This is a genomic window from Bacillus sp. 22446 (genome assembly GCF_052044955.1).
Taxonomy (GTDB): Bacteria; Bacillota; Bacilli; order Bacillales; family Bacillaceae; genus Bacillus; species Bacillus altitudinis.
This window is the reverse complement of sequence record NZ_JBQEOD010000011.1, coordinates 25,171-41,481: the sequence shown is the minus strand read 5'-3', so window position 1 is coordinate 41,481 and position 16,311 is coordinate 25,171. Positions and strand designations below refer to the sequence as shown.

The following is a 16,311-nucleotide window of genomic DNA, read 5'->3' as shown; positions in this document are numbered from 1 at the left end:
GCCGATGCTCGTCCTTCCTAGGGCTGCAAAGGTTTTCTATCACGCTGAAAAGAAGACAAAGGGCTAAAATAAAGTTTATTTTAGCCCTTTGTCAACAATCTGAAGCCGGCATATTGCCGGCTTTTTAGCGTGTGATCATCATCCGACCTTTAACTGCGGGGGGCAAATAACATCACACTGACACCAGCTAAACAGATCAAAGCACCCATCCAGTCATAGAAATCAGGGGTTTTGCGATCGACCCACCAGCCCCAAAACACAGCGAGAACGACAAAAACACCGCCATAGGCCGCATAAACCCGCCCAAAGGTCGGGAACTGCTGGAATGTAGGGATGACGCCGTAAGCGACCAAGATGAGGCTACCTGCGATTCCGTAGCTGACGGGTTTTGCTTCACGCAGCCACAGCCAGACAAGATAACCGCCACCTATTTCAGCCAGACCAGCTAATAAAAAAAGAACAATCGTTACAATCATTGACGGACACTCCAGTTCTCCTGTTTCGTTCTATTATGACATGTTGAAAGGGTGCGTTCTACCTGATGTAAATTGAGAGACGAATGAGAGTTTGCTAAAATCAACTGAACAGTGAATGAAACACATGGATTCTTGACTTTCAATGAGGTGGGTGATCCAAATGGTCAATCCATCCGTTGAGTAAGTACATTCTCATGAGGAACACATTTCCTTTTTCAGCGCTCTTTTTTTCTCCTTGAAAAAAGAGTAAAGTACAAAGGAGGCTGATCTCAGCAATTTGAGTGATGAGCCATACGTGAAGATTTCATGATGAATGCATAATGCTCTTTCTCATGAAAAAGGAAGGAGATGACCATGGACACACTGAAGGATTTTGAGCTGTATCACAAGATCAAACATGATCGACATAAGCCCTCGCTTGAATTATTGTACGATCGCTATGAACGTGTGTTATATTCGTTTATTTATAAAATGACTGGAAACCGTGAGCTGGCGGAGGAAGTGCTTCAAGAAGTCTTTATCAAGCTCTGGCGCGGCATAGGAGAATACAATACAGATAAAGGGAAATTTTCCTCATGGTTATTTATGATGTCACGAAACACGGCAATCGATCTATTAAGGAAACACCGAAATGAAACAGCTCTTGAAGATGAGCATATTGAATACTTGGCAGATCATCAAGAAGATGTGTCAAAAGAAGTAGAATGGAACGTAGAAAAACAAATCATACGTGAAGCAGTATCAACATTGTCGAAAGAACAGCAAACCATCATCGAAGATGTTTATTTTAAAGGAATGACACAAAAGAGCATTGCGGAAAAGCTAGGCATCCCTATTGGAACGGTGAAGGGAAGAGTTCGATTGTCATTGAAGCATTTACGAACGAAACTGTCTCGCGGAGGAAAGGAGGAAGAGGCATGACTCAGTGTAAACATCAAGTCATTGATTACTTTAACGGGCATTTACAAGGAGAAGAAAAGACGCAGTTTGAAGAACACATCAAACATTGCTCGGATTGCAAAGAAGAGCTTGAAGAACTGACATCGCTCATGTCTGATATTCCGTTTCTAGCAGAGGACGAAACGCCTCCGGCAGGGATGAAAGACCGCATTTTATCAAGAGTATTTGCAGAAGAGATACGAGAGACAACAATCGCTGCAACATCGAACCCGCCTCAAGATCTCAAAATGGTTCGTGATGCAAATGAGATGAAACCGCCAATGAAGAAGAAAAATCAATGGCTTTTGCCTCTCGTTGCCGCACTACTTCTCATTTCTGCAGCTGGGAACGTGTATTTCTTAACAAATGGAACAGATCAAGCAGAACAACCTGTCAAAGTTGTTGCGACAAAATCACTGGCATCTGCCGAATCGGCAAAAACAACGGGTGCTTTTTCAGTGATTGAGCATCACGGCAAAAAAGAGCTTGTCGTGAGTGCGGGCGGATTAAAAGGCCAGCTTGATTCATCAGCTGTTTATCAAGTATGGCTCATTAAAGGAGATCAGCCCGTTCCGGCCGGTGCCTTTAAAACAGATAGCAAAGGGGAGGGCACCGTCACCTATGCATTATCTGAAAAAGAAGCAAACGAATCATGGGATACGGTGGCTGTCACCCTTGAACCAAAAAAGGATAACAAGCTTCCGCAAGGTCCTGTTGTACTGAGTGCTGCATTTTAAGCTTGATTCATGAAGGATGCCTTTTTCAGGGCATCCTTTTTTGATAGGCAGAAGGAACCTTATGACAAATGAGACGTACTACATATAGAGGTGAGACACATGCAGCGATACATAGAAAAACAACTATTTCTCTTATCAGCTAGACATGCATTTACCGCATTTTATTTTTTGGTGATCCCATTCATTATAAAAGGCCTTTTTAAATCAACTCCTTTATTTATGGTCATGATCGCTCTTTTTATCATTCATCATCTAGTGACAAGTATCGTATGGTTTTATAAATCAAGAAACATTCGAAAGCGTCAATCAGGTGACCTAACCAAACGGGGACATCTCGTTATCCTGATCATGCAGAGGCTCGAACAGTTCATGATGCTCGGTTTTGTGATGGTATTGATCAGTGGATGGATACAGGGAGACATTGTGACGTTATTATTCACCATTTTTCTGTTCATCGTCGTTTTCTTGCAGCACATTCAGTTTTATTATGTTCAGTACTTTTTTAAATCGAGCGGCTGGTTCACCTATGTCCTCTCTTTACAAAAGGCTCGTCCTTCTTACATCGTGAGGGAACGAAGGGCTTTGAAGAAATCCTAAATGTGCAATCGCTTGCTGACTGATCCATCAGCATCAGAAATGTATGATAAAATGTGGAAAAGAAGCATGGAGAAAGGGAGTGCGAGCGAGTGAAAGCAGTTGGATTATTTGAGTATTTGCCAATTGAGCATGAACAAAGCTTGATCGATCAGGAGGTGTCAAAGCCCAAAGCAGCTGGCAGGGATATTTTGGTGAAAGTAGAGGCCGTGTCGGTGAATCCAGTGGATACAAAAGTGAGGTCACCGAAGAATCAGAAAGAAGAAGAACTGAAAATTCTTGGCTACGATGCAAGCGGTACGGTGGTGGAAGTGGGCGAAGCGTGTACGTTGTTTCAGCCTGGTGACCACGTCTATTACGCAGGAGATATCACGCGACAAGGCTCAAATAGTGAATACCAGCTTGTGGATGAGAGAATTGTGGCGAAAAAGCCTGCAAATCTCTCTTTTGCCGAAGCAGCTGCCATGCCTCTTACAACAATTACGGCATATGAAGCGCTATTCGACCGAATGCATATGAAGCGGGATGCAGAAGGCTCGACCTTGCTGATCATCGGTGGAGCAGGCGGAGTGGGCTCCATTGCCATTCAACTCGCCAAATTAGCGAAAGCAACTGTGATCGCCACTGCTTCAAGACCTGAAACAAATGAATGGTGTCTCTCATTAGGGGCTGATCATATCATTGACCATCACCAGCCGCTCTTAGCGCAGCTTCAGGAAAAAGGGATTGGCGAAGTGGATTACATTTTATGCTTAAATGATACAGATGGCCATTTCAAAGGGTTGGCAGAAGCGATTAAACCTCAAGGGACGATCTGTACCATTGTTGAAAATCAGCACCATTTAGACATTCAATTACTCAAAAATAAAAGTGCTGCATTTGTATGGGAATTCATGTTCACACGGCCGATGTACAAAACATCGGATATGCTGAAGCAGCACGAGCTTTTAAAAGAAGCGAGTACATTATTTGAAGAGAAGAAGTTAAAACATACATTAACAAAGGTGCTCAGCCCCATCAATGCCACCAATTTGAAGCAAGCACATCAAACACTTGAGCAAGGGAAGATGATAGGTAAATTTGTTCTAGAAGGATTTTAAGGAGGGGCAGTAGATGACATCATTACAATATCCGATTGGCTTATATGAACCGGTGGACCAACAAACGAAAAAGCAGCTGGAGGCATGGATTGATGAGCTGGCACTCATTCCTCAAAAGTATGAAGAGGCAGTTGTCCCATTGACAAATGATCAGCTGGATACCCCATACCGGCCAGGTGGATGGACTGTTCGTCAGCTCATTCACCACGTAGCGGACAGCCATCTGAACGCTTACTTGCGATTTAAGCTTGCGCTGACAGAAGAAACACCGCACATACGTCCATATGATCAGGAGGCATTTGCTTCACTTCCTGACAGCAAGGCGCCTATCAATCTATCACTGCCGTTAATCAGCAGTCTGCATCGCCGGTGGGTCACATTACTTCGCGAGATGACAGAGGAAGATTTCAACGCTGCATATTACCATCCGGCCGATCAACAAACGGTGTCCTTATATGATGCAACAGGAATGTACGTCTGGCATTCACAGCATCATCTCGCCCATATCACGGAATTAATCAAAAGAAATCAGTGGAAGTAAAGGAGTCAACACATGTCTAGTAGAAGAATTGTCGGCGCTATGTTTATCTGCATGGCGGCATTGTTTTATATAGCAAAATTCGTTTTGTTTGAGATTCGTTATGGTGGAAATGTAAGCACAGTAAGAACGATCGAGGAACTGGAAGATATACTCCCAGGCGGTACGTGGATCAGCATCATTTTTCTCATTATCGGTTTAGGTTATCTCCTATGGGATGACCGGGAAGTCATTCGTCAATATCTTTTCACCCCAGATAAACAAGAAAAAGAAGAAATAAAAAAGACGGACCTCAAGTGACCGTCTTTTTTCCTTTTTTAGCCACGTTCGGGACGAAGTGCTTTTTCTAAAATAGCTAGACCTTCATTGACTTTTTCTTTTTCTTCATCATTGAGCCGTTGCAGGGAATTTTTAATTTTTTCATGCCCTTTTTGATAAATACTTCTGAAAATATTTTTCGCTTCCTCTGTCAATTCTACGACAATGATTCGACGGTCACGCTCAGAATGCTTTCGTTCCACAAAATTCGATTGTTCTAACCGATCAAGCAGCCCTGTCATATTGGACAAAGAAGCCCCCATTTTTTCAGCAATTTCGGACACCTTAAGAGAGCCATGGTTATTGAGCAGCATGAGCACCTTCATTTGAGGCATACTCATATCAAGCTTCATCCATTCAGAAACATCTCCAAGTCCTGCAGCAGTGAGCACTTTCATATACAGCACCCATGTCTTTTTTTCTTCAGGAGATAGGATTTCCTCTTTTAGTACGGTGGTGTCATGAATATTATATTCCACGCTTGTTCACTTCCTTTAAGCGGCTCTTTTCTTTATATTACTGATTTTTACTTCTAATTGAAAGTATCATGAAGCTTTTGAATGTTAAACTGCATGAATTAAGTGGTATTTGTTGTATAATAATGGTCAGTTGAAATTAATGAAGCAACTTAGAAAGTTGGGAAAAACATGTGGAACAAAAAAACGGGTATGACGATCTTAAAAATGCTCTTTCCGATCGTGATCATCCTTGTCTTAATTTTTGTCGCCAAGCAGGAGCTGAGCGGCCTTTCCATTAAAAAGACGTTTTATATTATTGACAGCTTGAATCGAATGGACTTGTTTATTCTTGTCTTTCTTGGACTTGTCGCTGTTTTATCCATGTCCTTATATGATTTTATTTTAAGAAAAAGCCTTGATATGCCCATCAGCGGCTGGAAAACGATCCGAATTTCTTGGATCGCCAACTCCTTTAACAGTGTACTTGGATTCGGTGGTTTATCAGGAGCAGGGCTTAGAACGCTTCTATACAAGGAATACATAACCGATACGAAAAAACTGCTGAAAGGCATTGCCCTTTTAACATCCTCTGTTCTGCTAGGCTTATCAATTTTCAGTGATTTGATTTTAGTTAGGGTCTTGCCAGTTGAAAGTATTATTAGTCAGGAGCCGTGGTTATGGGCATTTGTCATTATTTTTGCTTGTATTGTGCCCATTTACATCATCATGGCGTCCATTCGAAAAAGCTCGATTGAGAGCGGTGAAAACGGACTGAAGCACCCGATCTATGCTTATATTGGTGCATCGTTTTTAGAGTGGCTGGCAGCTGGTCTTGTCATGTACATGGCTGTTGTCTCTATGGGGATGAACGTTGATGTCCGTATTGTATTAGGTGTCTTTGCGATTGCGTCAATCGGCGGTTTAATCAGTATGGTTCCGGGCGGATTTGGTTCGTTTGATCTGATCTTTTTACTCAGTATGCAATACATTGGGTTTGATAAAGAGATGGTACTGACAGCGCTTGTATTGTACCGCTTCGTTTACTCCATTTTCCCGTTTATTCTTGGACTTTGTCTAGCGGCATACGATTTAACTGGAACAACACTCAGGCGTCTTGAAGGCAATCCGAGAATGGCGCCTGCTATTGAAACAACAAACGTCTTAATTGTTTTGCACCGAGCTCTGCTCATCCGTTTATTGTACGGATCTTTGTCCATTTTAACGTTTGGAAGCGGTTTGCTCATTATGGCTTCCGTTGTGCTTCCTGTTGATCGTTTAGGTGTGATTACAACCATTCCACGCTTTTTGTTATCAGGATTTAATGGTCTTTCTTTAATGTTCGGGATCATTTTAATGATTTTGTCCATTGAAGTGTATAAAAGAACGAAACGGTCTTATCTATTGACAATGATTGCCCTAGCAGGCGGCTTTGTGTTTACTTTACTAAAAGGGTTTAACCTGAGTTTGATCTTTATATTGCCGGTCATCATGGTGGTATTTTTCTCGCTTCGAAATCAATTTGTGAAGCAGCAGGCGCCTTATTCTTTGAATCAGTTTGTGGCCGCCGCCGCCGGATATTTACTCGTGTTGTTTAACTATAATGTCATTGGGAACTTCATTTGGATGAAAATTGGACATTTCCTAAGCAAGGACTATTTGGTTCATAATGAACGGCATATCACGATGACCAGTATGATTGCTTTAATTGGCGTCCCTCTTTTCTTTTTCATTAGCAAATTGATTTTTAATAAAAAAGCAGTTCCAATCGGCGAAGAAGCCGATGAAGAAAAATTAAAAACTTTTCTCGAAGAAAAGGGAGGAAATGCTCTTAGTCATCTAGGTTTTTTGGGAGACAAAAAATTGTTTTTCTCAAGTGATGGAGAGGCGATGCTTCAGTTTGGCCGGATTGGCCGTTGCGTTATTGTGCTTGGAGATCCTTCTGGGCGTAAAGCCTCTTATCCGCTTGTACTGGAAGAATTTTTGGAGCAGACAGAAAAAGCAGGCTATCGTGTCGCTTTTTATCAAGTAGAACGTGAAGGAATGGCGCTTTATCATGACCTAGGTTTTCACTTCTTTAAGCTTGGGGAAGAAGCCATGGTCGATTTAGAAACGTTCTCTTTGTCAGGAAAGAAAAAATCAAACTTACGGGCTGTCGCAAATAAATTTGAACGAGAAGGCTATACGTTTGAAATGCTGGAGCCGCCCTTTTCAGAGGAATTGATCTCAACCTTAAAACAAATCTCTGACAGCTGGCTGGGCAAGAAAAAAGAAAAAGGATTTTCATTAGGCTATTTCCATGAAGACTACCTTCAAAAAGCACCGATTGCGATTTTAAAGGATGAACAAGGGCAGATCATATCTTTTGTGTCCTTAATGCCGATGTATCAAAAAGGAGAGATATCCATCGACCTCATGCGTCATATGCATGATGCACCGAATGGGATGATGGATGCACTCTTTATCCACCTTTTTCAATGGGCGAAAGAAAAAGGCTACACATCCTTTAACATGGGAATGGCACCATTATCGAATGTAGGCACGTTCCACCAGTCTTTTCTGACAGAACGTTTGGCGAGTGTCATCTTCAATAACGTCAGATATATGTATAGTTTTAGCGGCTTACGGTCGTTTAAACAGAAATATAAACCAGAATGGCGCGGAAAATATTTAGCGTATAAAAAGAATACATCACTTCCTGTTACAATGGTGCTCGTCACTAAGCTGATAGGAATGGACCCAAATCGAAAACGGCGTCCATAAGTCCAAAGAACCTTTACCTTTCACTAGGTGAAGGTTTTTTTAGACAAAAGAATAGCAAAAGTGGTAAAGTTGAAGGGTAAGGGGGATGTTCACATGACACTAAATGAATGGTTTACAAAGGGATTAGCTGAACGTACATATGTACACAACATGGAGAAAAACCGTGAAAACTTACTCACGGTGTATAACCAGTACGCAATTCATCAAAAGGAAAAAGAGCTGCTTCAAAAACTTCAAAAGAAAAAACTGAGAGCGCTTGTGATCACGGCAGATTGGTGCGGTGATGCGATGGTCAATGTACCTATTTTCATGCGTATTGCAAATGAAGCACTGATTGATGCGCGCTATTTCATTCGGGACGAGCACCTAGACCTGATGGATCAGTATTTAACGAACGGGACCGCAAGATCGATTCCGATTATCGTCATCATTGATCAGGACGGGAAAGAAGTGGGGAAATGGGGACCTCGCTCAGCAGAAGCTCAGCGCTTTGTCGACGAGAAAAAGCCGGATAAAGATGCACCCGATTTTGAGGAAGCATTTAAAGTGTTTGCGAAAGAAGCCGCACATCACTATACGACAGATCGTTACTTATGGAAAGATATTGAGAAAGAAATAGTAGAAGTTTTGGCAAAAATATAAACCAAAAGACTACTTCGCCGCAATGGGAAGTAGTCTTTTTTTATCTTGTTTTTGCGTTTTACCTACAAAACACCGCATAAAGATGTAGAAAAACCGCAGAATTCTATCAAATACCGCAGAAAACCGCAAAGCATCACGATTTTCCCAACCACTTTTAGTTGAAAAACCTCATATATGCCATGAAATCAGCTATTTTGCCCTTATCTAAAGGCTCATATAACGCACGTCGGATGGCTTTTTCCCAATACAAGAGGCCCAGCAACTATAGTAATCTAGTTGTAATCTCCTTTGAACGAACTAAAAAAAATAAATGAAGGAAAAGGGCTGGCGATCAATTTATGAAAAAAATCATCTATCTCGATCAAGAAAAAAAGAAGCTCGCTGAATCAAAGAAAAGAGAACAGCGTTCCATCAAATCACTCAGACTGCTTGTGTTTTATGACGGACAAAGTCCTTCATGTGCAAAAGCGATTGACCTGTTGAAATCACTCGATTGGAAAAACCGAATTCACTTTGAATCATTTAGACACTCACAGCTGCTGAGACTGAATAAAATTAGTGAAGAGAAGGCAGAGAAACGAATCGTGTCTATTTCCTTAGCGAAAAATCAAAAAAACTCAGGGATTTATACGTGGCTGAGAATGGCTTGTCATATCCCTGCATTATGGGGAACGGTCCCATTCATTGTACTCAGCATTTGGCTTGGCTTTGGGCAGCATGCTTACGATTATTTTGCGAGAAAACGGTACATTCATTCTGTCGAACAAGTCACCCGTCCCGATACAGATCAACAAAAGACCATCTAATCATAGAAAAAGCATGACCTTCGATCGGCAGAAGGTCATGCTTTTTTATAATACGGGATATATGATGCTAAGTGATCAAGCAGCTTCGTTGTGTAAGACATATATGCACGCTTATCAAGCTCAGAAGCCGCATAGGAAAGCAAGGTTCTAAGAGCAAACAAGTACTCATTGTGGAGCTGATTGTGTTTAAAGTAAGGAATCGCTGCTTCTACTAAATAAGTTTTCAAATCATGAGGATTCTCTTCAATCATCAATTTATAGATTTTAATCATATATAAACAGTTTGGTTGAATACGAGGCTGTTTGAGCAGCTCGTGTATATATGGAAGCGCCTTTTTGCGATCATATTCCGCATACAATGTCGCGATTTCATAAAGCGTTTCACAGTAACGATCTTCTATCTGTTCTTGATTAAAATAATTGAGTGAATCTAGTAAATAAGGCACAGCGGATGAGAAATCGCCTTGGCGTTTTAAGAGAACCCCGTAATAAAAATAAGCTGTCATCTTAATATAAGCATCAGGGTGAAGCGATGTGTGTAAAATCACTTCTTTTAAATATCTTTTAGCTGTTTGAAAGGCCTTTAATTCCAGTGAGATGACCCCATGAATGAGTGTACAATGAATGACCCGCTTGAAATTATTTTTTTGTCTATACAAATCCATTGCTTGATGTGTGGCCTCAAGCGCATCACCGAGATGCCCCATGGCTCCAAGTGCTTTTGCATAGTGATAATACAGGTCGCTCTGTTCAACAGAAGCGTAAGAAAAGCAGCTTTCAAGTCTTTTCAATCCTTCTTCGAGTTGACCGATTTTAATCTGGTGGATGCCATCTAGATATTCAAACGTTTCTTTTTCTGTGTCAATAAAGGTTTTTTCAAACTTCTTAAGCACGCGGTGCGTTTTTAAGGCAAGCTGCTGTTTTTCTGTTAATAAATAAAATTGAAATAAGGACAAATGATACTGAATCCCTAAATCTAGCGAAAAGAACTGTTCCTCGTGATGAATGATCATTTCTGCATTTTGCTCTGCTTGATCGAGCGCATAGAAATACATGTTCATCTGAAACTCATCGAGCAATGACAACAGATGACGCGCCTTTTGCGACAGCGTTTCTTGACTAATTCCAAGCCGTTCAAGCAAAAGATTGATCGTATCTTGATTGGCCTCTTTTGAGCCATTTTCAATTTTACTTAAATGAGAGACAGAACAAATTCCTTCTGCCAACTCCGATTGGGTCATATTTTGTTTATAACGATAGAGTTTGATGATTTGCCCAATATTGATTTTCATTCCATCCAGAAGCCTCCCTTCCAATCATGGGTTGAAAGCTTTTTGAAAAAATAGCCGCATTTAACAAAGTGGAAATACCTGAAACCATTTCATCATCTTGGCTTTTTTCTCAAAATTTGATTAAAACGTAATATGATTGTAACATTACTTGAAAAAGGCAAACAACTTTTTAGCAGAGAGGTGAGGTCCTATTTGCAAACAGCACATGATCATGTTTATAATGTGAATGAGAATCAATTTCAATTAAGGTTGATTGAAAGGATGACATATATGCCAGAAACAAAACAACAAACAGAAGCGTTAACGGTTCGAGACGCTGTCAGATATAGACGATCGATTCGAAAATTCAAAGAAACGCCGGTGAGCATTGAACAGCTTCAGCCATTATTAGAGGACGCAGTCTATGCACCCAATCATAAAATCACGGAACCTTGGCGTTTTTTATATGCAGTGACGGATGAAGCAAAAGAGGTATTTGTTGAGCGGTTTATTGCTTTCTTTAAACGCAACAATCCAGACGCAAAAGAAGAAAAGATCAATCAGTACAGAGATTATTTTTCTAAAGTACCAGCACTTTTACTTGTTGTTCTAAAAGAAGACGAAAATCCAGTTGTGAGAAATGATGATTTTGCCGCTGTGAGTGCGCTCATTCAAAACTTCCAGCTGCTGGCTTGGGATCAAGGAATCGGTATGGTATGGAAGAGCGGCCGTATTTTATACGACAAAGGGTTTCAACAGGATATGGGATTAAAGGAAAACGAACGCTTTGCCGCGATTCTTCACATCGGTTATCCAGAAGAGGTACCTGAGGAAAAGTCACGTCAGAAGGCATCAAGCCTGCTAACTGAAATCAAATAAAAACAGACCTTATCAAAAGGTCTGTTTTTTTTACTTATTGTTTTTTGGCACGCTGATCGGCTGCTTTCATACGTGCCATCGCTTTTACGTCATTCGGATCTGCAAGTTCTTTGGAAAATTCAACATATTCGCCATCCGTCTCTTGTGCCGCAAGCTGGTGGTTGGATTTTTTGTGTTGGTCTTTTTTCAAAGCTTTTCCCTCCTTTACAAGATCACTTTAGTTATGTGCTTGTAAAAGAGGAATATCCGTTTTATTTGTTTCTTTTTTCTGCTGCTCTTTCCGCTTTTTTGAATTCCTGCTGATACAGAACTTCCTGGGTTTTCTTCAGTTTTGAAGTCGGCTGGTGTTCTTTTTTCTTCATCAAAATCGCCCCCTCATCTCATTTTTAATAGGATGGGTGTTTTTGACAAAATTTATTCCTCTAAATGCAAAATCGCTTCTTTTAGCTCAGGGTGTAAAAATTCATAAGAAGACAGCAGTGCCTTTTTCGGCAGAGCACGTTGACCTTCTAATACAAGCAATGACATGTCGCCAAGTGCGGTTTTGATGACAAAGGACGGCACCTTCAGCCAGTGAGGGCGATGAAGGGTAGATGCAATAGTTTGCCCCAGCTGCTTCATTTGAACAGGATTTGGAGACGTGACATTGAGTGGACCTGATATGTGTTCATGTTGAATGGCATACGCAATGAGATGTGCTACATCCTCCACGTGAACCCAAGATACCCATTGCGAGCCTGAGCCAATCGTTCCACCGGCAAACAGCTTGTATGGCAAGGTCATAAGAGGAAGTGTGCCTTTTTCTCCTAGCACTACCCCAAAGCGTGTATAAACCGTGCGAATACCGAGCGCCTCAATTTTTTGCCCTTCAGCTTCCCAAAGTTTAGATGTATGACTTAAAAAGTCTGTATCGGCTGGAGGGGCCTCCTCCGTAAAGTCTTCTGTCTTGGAAGTGCCGTAGATACCGACAGCACTTGCTTGAATGAGCACAGATGGTTTCGATTCCTGCGCTTCTATAATGCGTCTCACTTCTTGTGTGGATTGAAGACGGCTGGAGAGAATGCCTTTTTTTGCTTTGTCCGTCCAGCGTGTGAAAATTGATTTTCCAGCAAGGTTAATCCATACATCAATCGCAGGCAATTCATGTTCAGGCTTAGCACCATCTGTCAGCCACTGCACGTAATGTAAATGATTTTGTTCGGATTCCTTTGGATTTCTTGTTAAAATATATAGATGATGTCCTTCAGCTGCGAGCACCTTTGTGACATGCTGGCCGATAAACCCGGTTCCTCCGGTAATGGCGATATTCAATTGACATCTTCTCCTCTCATATACATACCTATATCTTTCACGATTTTGAATCAGAAGAAACATCCTGACTGTTTGAAAAAAGGAGTGATCACAGGATGCCCTATATTACGAAAATCTCTGCTCAGAAAAACAATACAGAACGCGTGAACATCTTTCTTGATGAAAAGTACGCTTTTAGCGTTGATCTAGATGTGCTCGTCCAGCATGATTTGAAAAAGGGAAAAGAGCTGGACGAAGCCGATATCATAGAGATTCAATTCGGTGATGCAGTAAAAAAAGGATTTCAGCAGGCCGTCGATTATTTATCGTATCGGATGAGATCAGTGAAAGAAGTCACCGATTATTTGACGAAAAAAGACATACCAGCACCTGCTATTAGTGAAATTATACACAAATTAAAACATTATAAGTATGTAAATGATCTTGAATTTGCAGAAGCGTATGTAAGCACCCACCGAAAAACGAATAGCAAAGGCCCGTCAGTGCTAAAAAAAGAATTAAAGCTGAAAGGCATAGACGATGACACCATCGAACAAGCACTATCGCAATATCCGAATGATTTGCAGCTAGAGGAAGCAGTGAAACAAGTGCTAAAGCTGGTTAAGAAAGAGAAAAACCGGTCCGCAAAAGAAATTGAACAGCGTATCAAATTGCAGCTTCAGCGAAAAGGATTTTCATTTGATATCATTGATAAAGCCCTTCAAGAAGCCTATGATGGACAAGAAGAGGAAAAGGAAGAAGAAGCCCTTCACTATATGCTTGAGAAGGCAAAACGCAAGGTAGGTTATGACGGATCATTTGAGAAAAAAATGAAAGTGAAGCAATTCCTTTACCGAAAAGGATTTGATCTTGATACAATTGATCACGTTTTAGACAAAGGGGAATGACAGATGGAAAAACGCTATAGTGAAATGACAGAATACGAATTAAAGCAGGAGATTGCCGCTCTTTCTGAAAAAGCAAGAAAGGCTGAGCAGCTAGGCATTGTGAATGAATATGCCGTGTTGGAGCGGAAAATTGACATGGCGAAAGCCTATTTATTAGATCCAGCTGCTATTCAAACCAAAACGACTTATCACATCAAAGATACAGACGAGCTGTTTTATGTGGAGTATTTAAATGGTGTTTTTGCTTGGGGCTACAGAGTATCAGCGCCAAATAAAGAAGATGCCCTGCCGATTTCAATGCTTAAGCAAAAGGACTGATCCCTAGAGATCAGTCCTTCAGCGTGTAGACAAACCCTCGCATTCGGTGTCAGTCCTGCGTGCTGGTGCTCACGAATGTCACATTCGCTCCGCGCCAGTACTCGTCCTTCCTAGACTGCAAAGGTTTTCTATCACGCTGAAAAGAAGACAAAGGGCTAAAATCAAGTTCATTTTAGCCCTTTGTCAACAATTTGAAGGACTGATCGTTAGAGATCAGTCCTTTTCTTTACTTCGAACGTTGTTTACGGACGTTGTTCTGAAGTACGATGTCGTGCTGCGTTTGCTGCGTTTCTCCGTTGACCTGAGAGGCAGAATGTTTAGCATTCGCCCATGGTTGAGGGTAAGCGGTTGTTCTTAATTGAACAAAGTCTTCCATATACGATTTCCCATTTGAACTCATATCTCAAGCACTCCCTTTGGAAAAATTAGCGTTTCCCTGATGCCCTCATACGTTCCTGTGGACGTGTATTCGTCTCACCGTTCGGCCTTTTAGACGCATAAGCATCTGTGGCCCCTGGTTCGCCTTCAAACTTGTGATTCACTTGATTTGGAAAGCCCTTTGCTTTATTACGCATACTGATTCCCTCCAAACAATACAAATCATTTGCGTCTTTTGAAGACGTAAGGGTAGTATATGAAAAAAGAGATTTTTTTAAAAAGGCACTTTCTGCTAGATGAAGGAGGAACCAGTATGGAACAATATTTTGAGCGATTAACCGAACAACTAATGGAAAAAAACAATATGCTCACATATGAAGAAGCACGTACATGGGTAGAGCTCCTTTGGAGTGATTTTGAAACAACCTATGCAAAGGCTGGCCGCAAGTATAAAGGACAAGAAACGACTGAACGGATTGTCCGAGAATGGATCGAAAGCTACGGCGCTCAGCTGCATTTATTTCAAAATAAACAATCGAAGGCAAACGAGCATCTGCAACAAAACGACAAAGGGCTGCTGCATTAAAAGGGTTGCCCTTTTCACTTCCACTCATCTTTTTCAACAAACAGGAAAATATATAATTGACCAAACAATTTTATGAAACAATACCCAGTCTGTGATCAAAATTACAGGCTTTTTACAATGGATAAACTTAAAATTACATTAAATTCATGTTGGTGAAAATCACTGGAAATAAAACTTTGATATAATGTAACGATTAAGGATACATGAAATTTATGGATAATAAAAAAGGGTTTCGTTTTCTGACAAAAAAGGAATAATGAACATAACAGACTATGTGAAAAAAGTGAAGAGAAGGTGCGATATGGAACGGGAACTGCTCTCTGTTATAATTCCTTCTTACAATGAAGGTGAAAACATCAGACGAATCTTTGAGGCACTCGAGGAAGAGTTTCGCGATTTTCATTATGACTTTGAAATCATCTTTGTGAATGATGGAAGCAAAGACAATACGCTTCAATACATGAGAGAGCTCTCTCACAAAAGTGCAAAAGTCAAATACATTTCCTTTTCTCGTAACTTTGGGAAAGAAGCTGCAATTTTAGCAGGTCTTGAGCATGCAAAAGGGGAAGCTGCGATCATTATGGACGCCGACCTGCAGCACCCAACGTATTTGATTCAGGATTTTGTTAGAGGCTACGAAGAAGGTTATCATCAAGTCATTGCTAAACGAAACCGTAAAGGGGACAGCAAGCTTCGTTCTTACCTATCATCGATGTATTATAAAGTGATGAACAAGGTGGTCGAAGTGGACTTGCGTGATGGTGTAGGAGATTTCCGCTTAATTTCCCGTCAAGCGATCGACGCATTGCTTCAGCTAAAAGAGGGAAATCGTTTTTCAAAAGGCCTTTTTTGCTGGATTGGCTTTGAAGAAAAGGTCATCTATTATGAAAATGTGGAAAGACAGCACGGTGATACAAAATGGTCACTGAAGAAATTATTTAACTACGGGATTGATGGTGTCATTTCCTTTAACAACCGCCCGCTGCGTATTTGTTTTTATACGGGTATTTTGATCTTATTTCTCTCTTTGATTTACATCGTGGCGACCTTTATTCAAATCGTCAGAACGGGCATCATGGTACCGGGTTATTTCACTTTAATCTCAGCTGTGCTTTTCCTCGGTGGTGTCCAGCTCTTGAGTCTAGGTGTGATCGGAGAATACATTGGCCGGATTTACTATGAAACGAAAAAGAGGCCGCATTACTTAATTCAAGAATCAAATGTCATGGAACAAGAGACAAGCTCAAAAGAACAAGACCGAGTGTTAACGCAGTTATTTAAATAACGTGGAGTCAAATAACCGGCAAGCACGA

At 41.0% G+C, this 16,311-nt stretch carries 22 protein-coding genes; 14 read left to right on the top strand and 8 right to left on the bottom strand.

The genetic code is table 11. The features are described from left to right. Positions 1–149: 149 nt before the first annotated feature. A complete protein-coding gene (locus ACTJJD_RS17045) occupies positions 150–476 on the bottom strand; it encodes a YnfA family protein (RefSeq protein WP_017358827.1) in 327 nt (108 codons plus the stop codon). Between the two features lie 354 nt (positions 477–830). Between ACTJJD_RS17045 and ACTJJD_RS17040 the strand changes: the two genes are divergently transcribed. The 6 genes from ACTJJD_RS17040 to ACTJJD_RS17015 all read left to right on the top strand — a co-directional run bounded on the left by ACTJJD_RS17040 (position 831) and on the right by ACTJJD_RS17015 (position 4,684). After that, positions 831–1,397: an RNA polymerase sigma factor gene (locus ACTJJD_RS17040; RefSeq protein WP_181891240.1), complete on the top strand. Its 567-nt coding sequence runs from the start codon at positions 831–833 to the stop codon at positions 1,395–1,397. Then, positions 1,394–2,152 carry an anti-sigma factor gene (locus ACTJJD_RS17035; protein WP_440608682.1) on the top strand — a complete coding sequence of 253 codons (759 nt, stop codon included), beginning with the start codon at positions 1,394–1,396 and terminating at the stop codon, positions 2,150–2,152. Before ACTJJD_RS17040 ends, ACTJJD_RS17035 begins: the two co-directional genes overlap by 4 nt. Positions 2,153–2,251: 99 nt before the next feature. Then, the gene (locus tag ACTJJD_RS17030) at positions 2,252–2,749 is read left to right on the top strand and encodes a hypothetical protein (RefSeq protein ID WP_440608681.1); all 498 of its coding nucleotides are present in this window, start codon (positions 2,252–2,254) and stop codon (positions 2,747–2,749) included. An 89-nt stretch (positions 2,750–2,838) separates the two neighbouring features. Then, positions 2,839–3,846, top strand: coding sequence for a zinc-binding alcohol dehydrogenase family protein (locus ACTJJD_RS17025; RefSeq protein WP_431793108.1), 1,008 nt, complete (start codon positions 2,839–2,841; stop codon positions 3,844–3,846). 13 nt (positions 3,847–3,859) lie between these two features. Then, entirely contained in the window at positions 3,860–4,387 is a 528-nt protein-coding gene (locus ACTJJD_RS17020) for a YfiT family bacillithiol transferase (protein ID WP_046527467.1), read from the top strand. Positions 4,388–4,399: 12 nt separating this feature from the next. Beyond that, positions 4,400–4,684: a hypothetical protein gene (locus ACTJJD_RS17015; protein WP_146271649.1), complete on the top strand. Its 285-nt coding sequence runs from the start codon at positions 4,400–4,402 to the stop codon at positions 4,682–4,684. A 17-nt stretch (positions 4,685–4,701) separates the two neighbouring features. Here the strand turns inward: ACTJJD_RS17015 and ACTJJD_RS17010 are convergent, their stop codons facing one another. Continuing rightward, a complete protein-coding gene (locus tag ACTJJD_RS17010) occupies positions 4,702–5,181 on the bottom strand; it encodes a MarR family transcriptional regulator (protein ID WP_008341672.1) in 480 nt (159 codons plus the stop codon). Between the two features lie 168 nt (positions 5,182–5,349). On the opposite strand from ACTJJD_RS17010, the gene mprF reads away from it, so the two are divergent. The 3 genes from mprF to ACTJJD_RS16995 all read left to right on the top strand — a co-directional run bounded on the left by mprF (position 5,350) and on the right by ACTJJD_RS16995 (position 9,368). Continuing rightward, the gene (gene mprF, locus ACTJJD_RS17005) at positions 5,350–7,920 is read left to right on the top strand and encodes a bifunctional lysylphosphatidylglycerol flippase/synthetase MprF (RefSeq protein WP_041090743.1); all 2,571 of its coding nucleotides are present in this window, start codon (positions 5,350–5,352) and stop codon (positions 7,918–7,920) included. Between the two features lie 93 nt (positions 7,921–8,013). After that, on the top strand, positions 8,014–8,562 hold the full coding sequence (locus ACTJJD_RS17000; protein ID WP_008341670.1) for a thioredoxin family protein: 549 nt from the start codon (positions 8,014–8,016) through the stop codon (positions 8,560–8,562). Positions 8,563–8,900: 338 nt separating this feature from the next. Then, complete coding sequence (locus ACTJJD_RS16995; protein WP_007496690.1) at positions 8,901–9,368, top strand: thiol-disulfide oxidoreductase DCC family protein; 468 nt, start codon at positions 8,901–8,903, stop codon at positions 9,366–9,368. A gap of 35 nt (positions 9,369–9,403) precedes the next feature. Here the strand turns inward: ACTJJD_RS16995 and ACTJJD_RS16990 are convergent, their stop codons facing one another. Next, positions 9,404–10,660 carry a transcriptional regulator gene (locus ACTJJD_RS16990; RefSeq protein WP_282900892.1) on the bottom strand — a complete coding sequence of 419 codons (1,257 nt, stop codon included), beginning with the start codon at positions 10,658–10,660 and terminating at the stop codon, positions 9,404–9,406. Between the two features lie 270 nt (positions 10,661–10,930). On the opposite strand from ACTJJD_RS16990, the gene ACTJJD_RS16985 reads away from it, so the two are divergent. After that, entirely contained in the window at positions 10,931–11,518 is a 588-nt protein-coding gene (locus tag ACTJJD_RS16985) for a nitroreductase family protein (RefSeq protein WP_024720283.1), read from the top strand. A gap of 34 nt (positions 11,519–11,552) precedes the next feature. On the opposite strand, the gene ACTJJD_RS16980 is transcribed toward ACTJJD_RS16985, so the two are convergent. The 3 genes from ACTJJD_RS16980 to ACTJJD_RS16970 all read right to left on the bottom strand — a co-directional run bounded on the left by ACTJJD_RS16980 (position 11,553) and on the right by ACTJJD_RS16970 (position 12,829). Continuing rightward, the gene (locus ACTJJD_RS16980; RefSeq protein ID WP_008341997.1) at positions 11,553–11,708 is read right to left on the bottom strand and encodes a YfhD family protein; all 156 of its coding nucleotides are present in this window, start codon (positions 11,706–11,708) and stop codon (positions 11,553–11,555) included. 61 nt (positions 11,709–11,769) lie between these two features. Then, the gene (locus ACTJJD_RS16975; protein WP_017358836.1) at positions 11,770–11,880 is read right to left on the bottom strand and encodes a YfhE family protein; all 111 of its coding nucleotides are present in this window, start codon (positions 11,878–11,880) and stop codon (positions 11,770–11,772) included. Between the two features lie 52 nt (positions 11,881–11,932). Further along, on the bottom strand, positions 11,933–12,829 hold the full coding sequence (locus ACTJJD_RS16970) for a TIGR01777 family oxidoreductase (protein WP_281201536.1): 897 nt from the start codon (positions 12,827–12,829) through the stop codon (positions 11,933–11,935). A 95-nt stretch (positions 12,830–12,924) separates the two neighbouring features. Between ACTJJD_RS16970 and recX the strand changes: the two genes are divergently transcribed. Beyond that, a complete protein-coding gene (gene recX / locus ACTJJD_RS16965; RefSeq protein WP_017358838.1) occupies positions 12,925–13,716 on the top strand; it encodes a recombination regulator RecX in 792 nt (263 codons plus the stop codon). Between the two features lie 3 nt (positions 13,717–13,719). Beyond that, a complete protein-coding gene (locus ACTJJD_RS16960; RefSeq protein WP_440608680.1) occupies positions 13,720–14,034 on the top strand; it encodes a YfhH family protein in 315 nt (104 codons plus the stop codon). Between the two features lie 226 nt (positions 14,035–14,260). Here ACTJJD_RS16960 and ACTJJD_RS16955 read toward each other — a convergent pair whose 3' ends face one another. Further along, the gene (locus tag ACTJJD_RS16955) at positions 14,261–14,434 is read right to left on the bottom strand and encodes a YpzG family protein (RefSeq protein WP_003217811.1); all 174 of its coding nucleotides are present in this window, start codon (positions 14,432–14,434) and stop codon (positions 14,261–14,263) included. A 25-nt stretch (positions 14,435–14,459) separates the two neighbouring features. Beyond that, positions 14,460–14,609 (bottom strand): small, acid-soluble spore protein K, encoded by a 150-nt coding sequence (locus ACTJJD_RS16950; protein WP_003217849.1) that lies wholly within the window; start codon positions 14,607–14,609, stop codon positions 14,460–14,462. 116 nt (positions 14,610–14,725) lie between these two features. On the opposite strand from ACTJJD_RS16950, the gene ACTJJD_RS16945 reads away from it, so the two are divergent. After that, complete coding sequence (locus tag ACTJJD_RS16945) at positions 14,726–14,998, top strand: YfhJ family protein (RefSeq protein ID WP_017366871.1); 273 nt, start codon at positions 14,726–14,728, stop codon at positions 14,996–14,998. A gap of 301 nt (positions 14,999–15,299) precedes the next feature. Further along, a complete protein-coding gene (locus tag ACTJJD_RS16940; protein WP_008341983.1) occupies positions 15,300–16,283 on the top strand; it encodes a glycosyltransferase family 2 protein in 984 nt (327 codons plus the stop codon). Positions 16,284–16,311: the final 28 nt, after the last annotated feature.

Bases quoted from the DNA above. Each gene is read 5' to 3' on its own strand.
- ACTJJD_RS17045 (WP_017358827.1), bottom strand. From the start codon at position 476: ATGATTGTAACGATTGTTCTTTTTTTATTAGCTGGTCTGGCTGAAATA.
- ACTJJD_RS17040 (WP_181891240.1), top strand. From the start codon at position 831: ATGGACACACTGAAGGATTTTGAGCTGTATCACAAGATCAAACATGAT.
- ACTJJD_RS17035 (WP_440608682.1), top strand. From the start codon at position 1,394: ATGACTCAGTGTAAACATCAAGTCATTGATTACTTTAACGGGCATTTA.
- ACTJJD_RS17030 (WP_440608681.1), top strand. From the start codon at position 2,252: ATGCAGCGATACATAGAAAAACAACTATTTCTCTTATCAGCTAGACAT.
- ACTJJD_RS17020 (WP_046527467.1), top strand. From the start codon at position 3,860: ATGACATCATTACAATATCCGATTGGCTTATATGAACCGGTGGACCAA.
- ACTJJD_RS17015 (WP_146271649.1), top strand. From the start codon at position 4,400: ATGTCTAGTAGAAGAATTGTCGGCGCTATGTTTATCTGCATGGCGGCA.
- mprF (WP_041090743.1), top strand. From the start codon at position 5,350: ATGTGGAACAAAAAAACGGGTATGACGATCTTAAAAATGCTCTTTCCG.
- ACTJJD_RS17000 (WP_008341670.1), top strand. From the start codon at position 8,014: ATGACACTAAATGAATGGTTTACAAAGGGATTAGCTGAACGTACATAT.
- ACTJJD_RS16995 (WP_007496690.1), top strand. From the start codon at position 8,901: ATGAAAAAAATCATCTATCTCGATCAAGAAAAAAAGAAGCTCGCTGAA.
- ACTJJD_RS16990 (WP_282900892.1), bottom strand. From the start codon at position 10,660: ATGAAAATCAATATTGGGCAAATCATCAAACTCTATCGTTATAAACAA.
- ACTJJD_RS16985 (WP_024720283.1), top strand. From the start codon at position 10,931: ATGCCAGAAACAAAACAACAAACAGAAGCGTTAACGGTTCGAGACGCT.
- ACTJJD_RS16975 (WP_017358836.1), bottom strand. From the start codon at position 11,880: ATGAAGAAAAAAGAACACCAGCCGACTTCAAAACTGAAGAAAACCCAG.
- recX (WP_017358838.1), top strand. From the start codon at position 12,925: ATGCCCTATATTACGAAAATCTCTGCTCAGAAAAACAATACAGAACGC.
- ACTJJD_RS16960 (WP_440608680.1), top strand. From the start codon at position 13,720: ATGGAAAAACGCTATAGTGAAATGACAGAATACGAATTAAAGCAGGAG.
- ACTJJD_RS16955 (WP_003217811.1), bottom strand. From the start codon at position 14,434: ATGAGTTCAAATGGGAAATCGTATATGGAAGACTTTGTTCAATTAAGA.
- ACTJJD_RS16950 (WP_003217849.1), bottom strand. From the start codon at position 14,609: ATGCGTAATAAAGCAAAGGGCTTTCCAAATCAAGTGAATCACAAGTTT.
- ACTJJD_RS16945 (WP_017366871.1), top strand. From the start codon at position 14,726: ATGGAACAATATTTTGAGCGATTAACCGAACAACTAATGGAAAAAAAC.
- ACTJJD_RS16940 (WP_008341983.1), top strand. From the start codon at position 15,300: ATGGAACGGGAACTGCTCTCTGTTATAATTCCTTCTTACAATGAAGGT.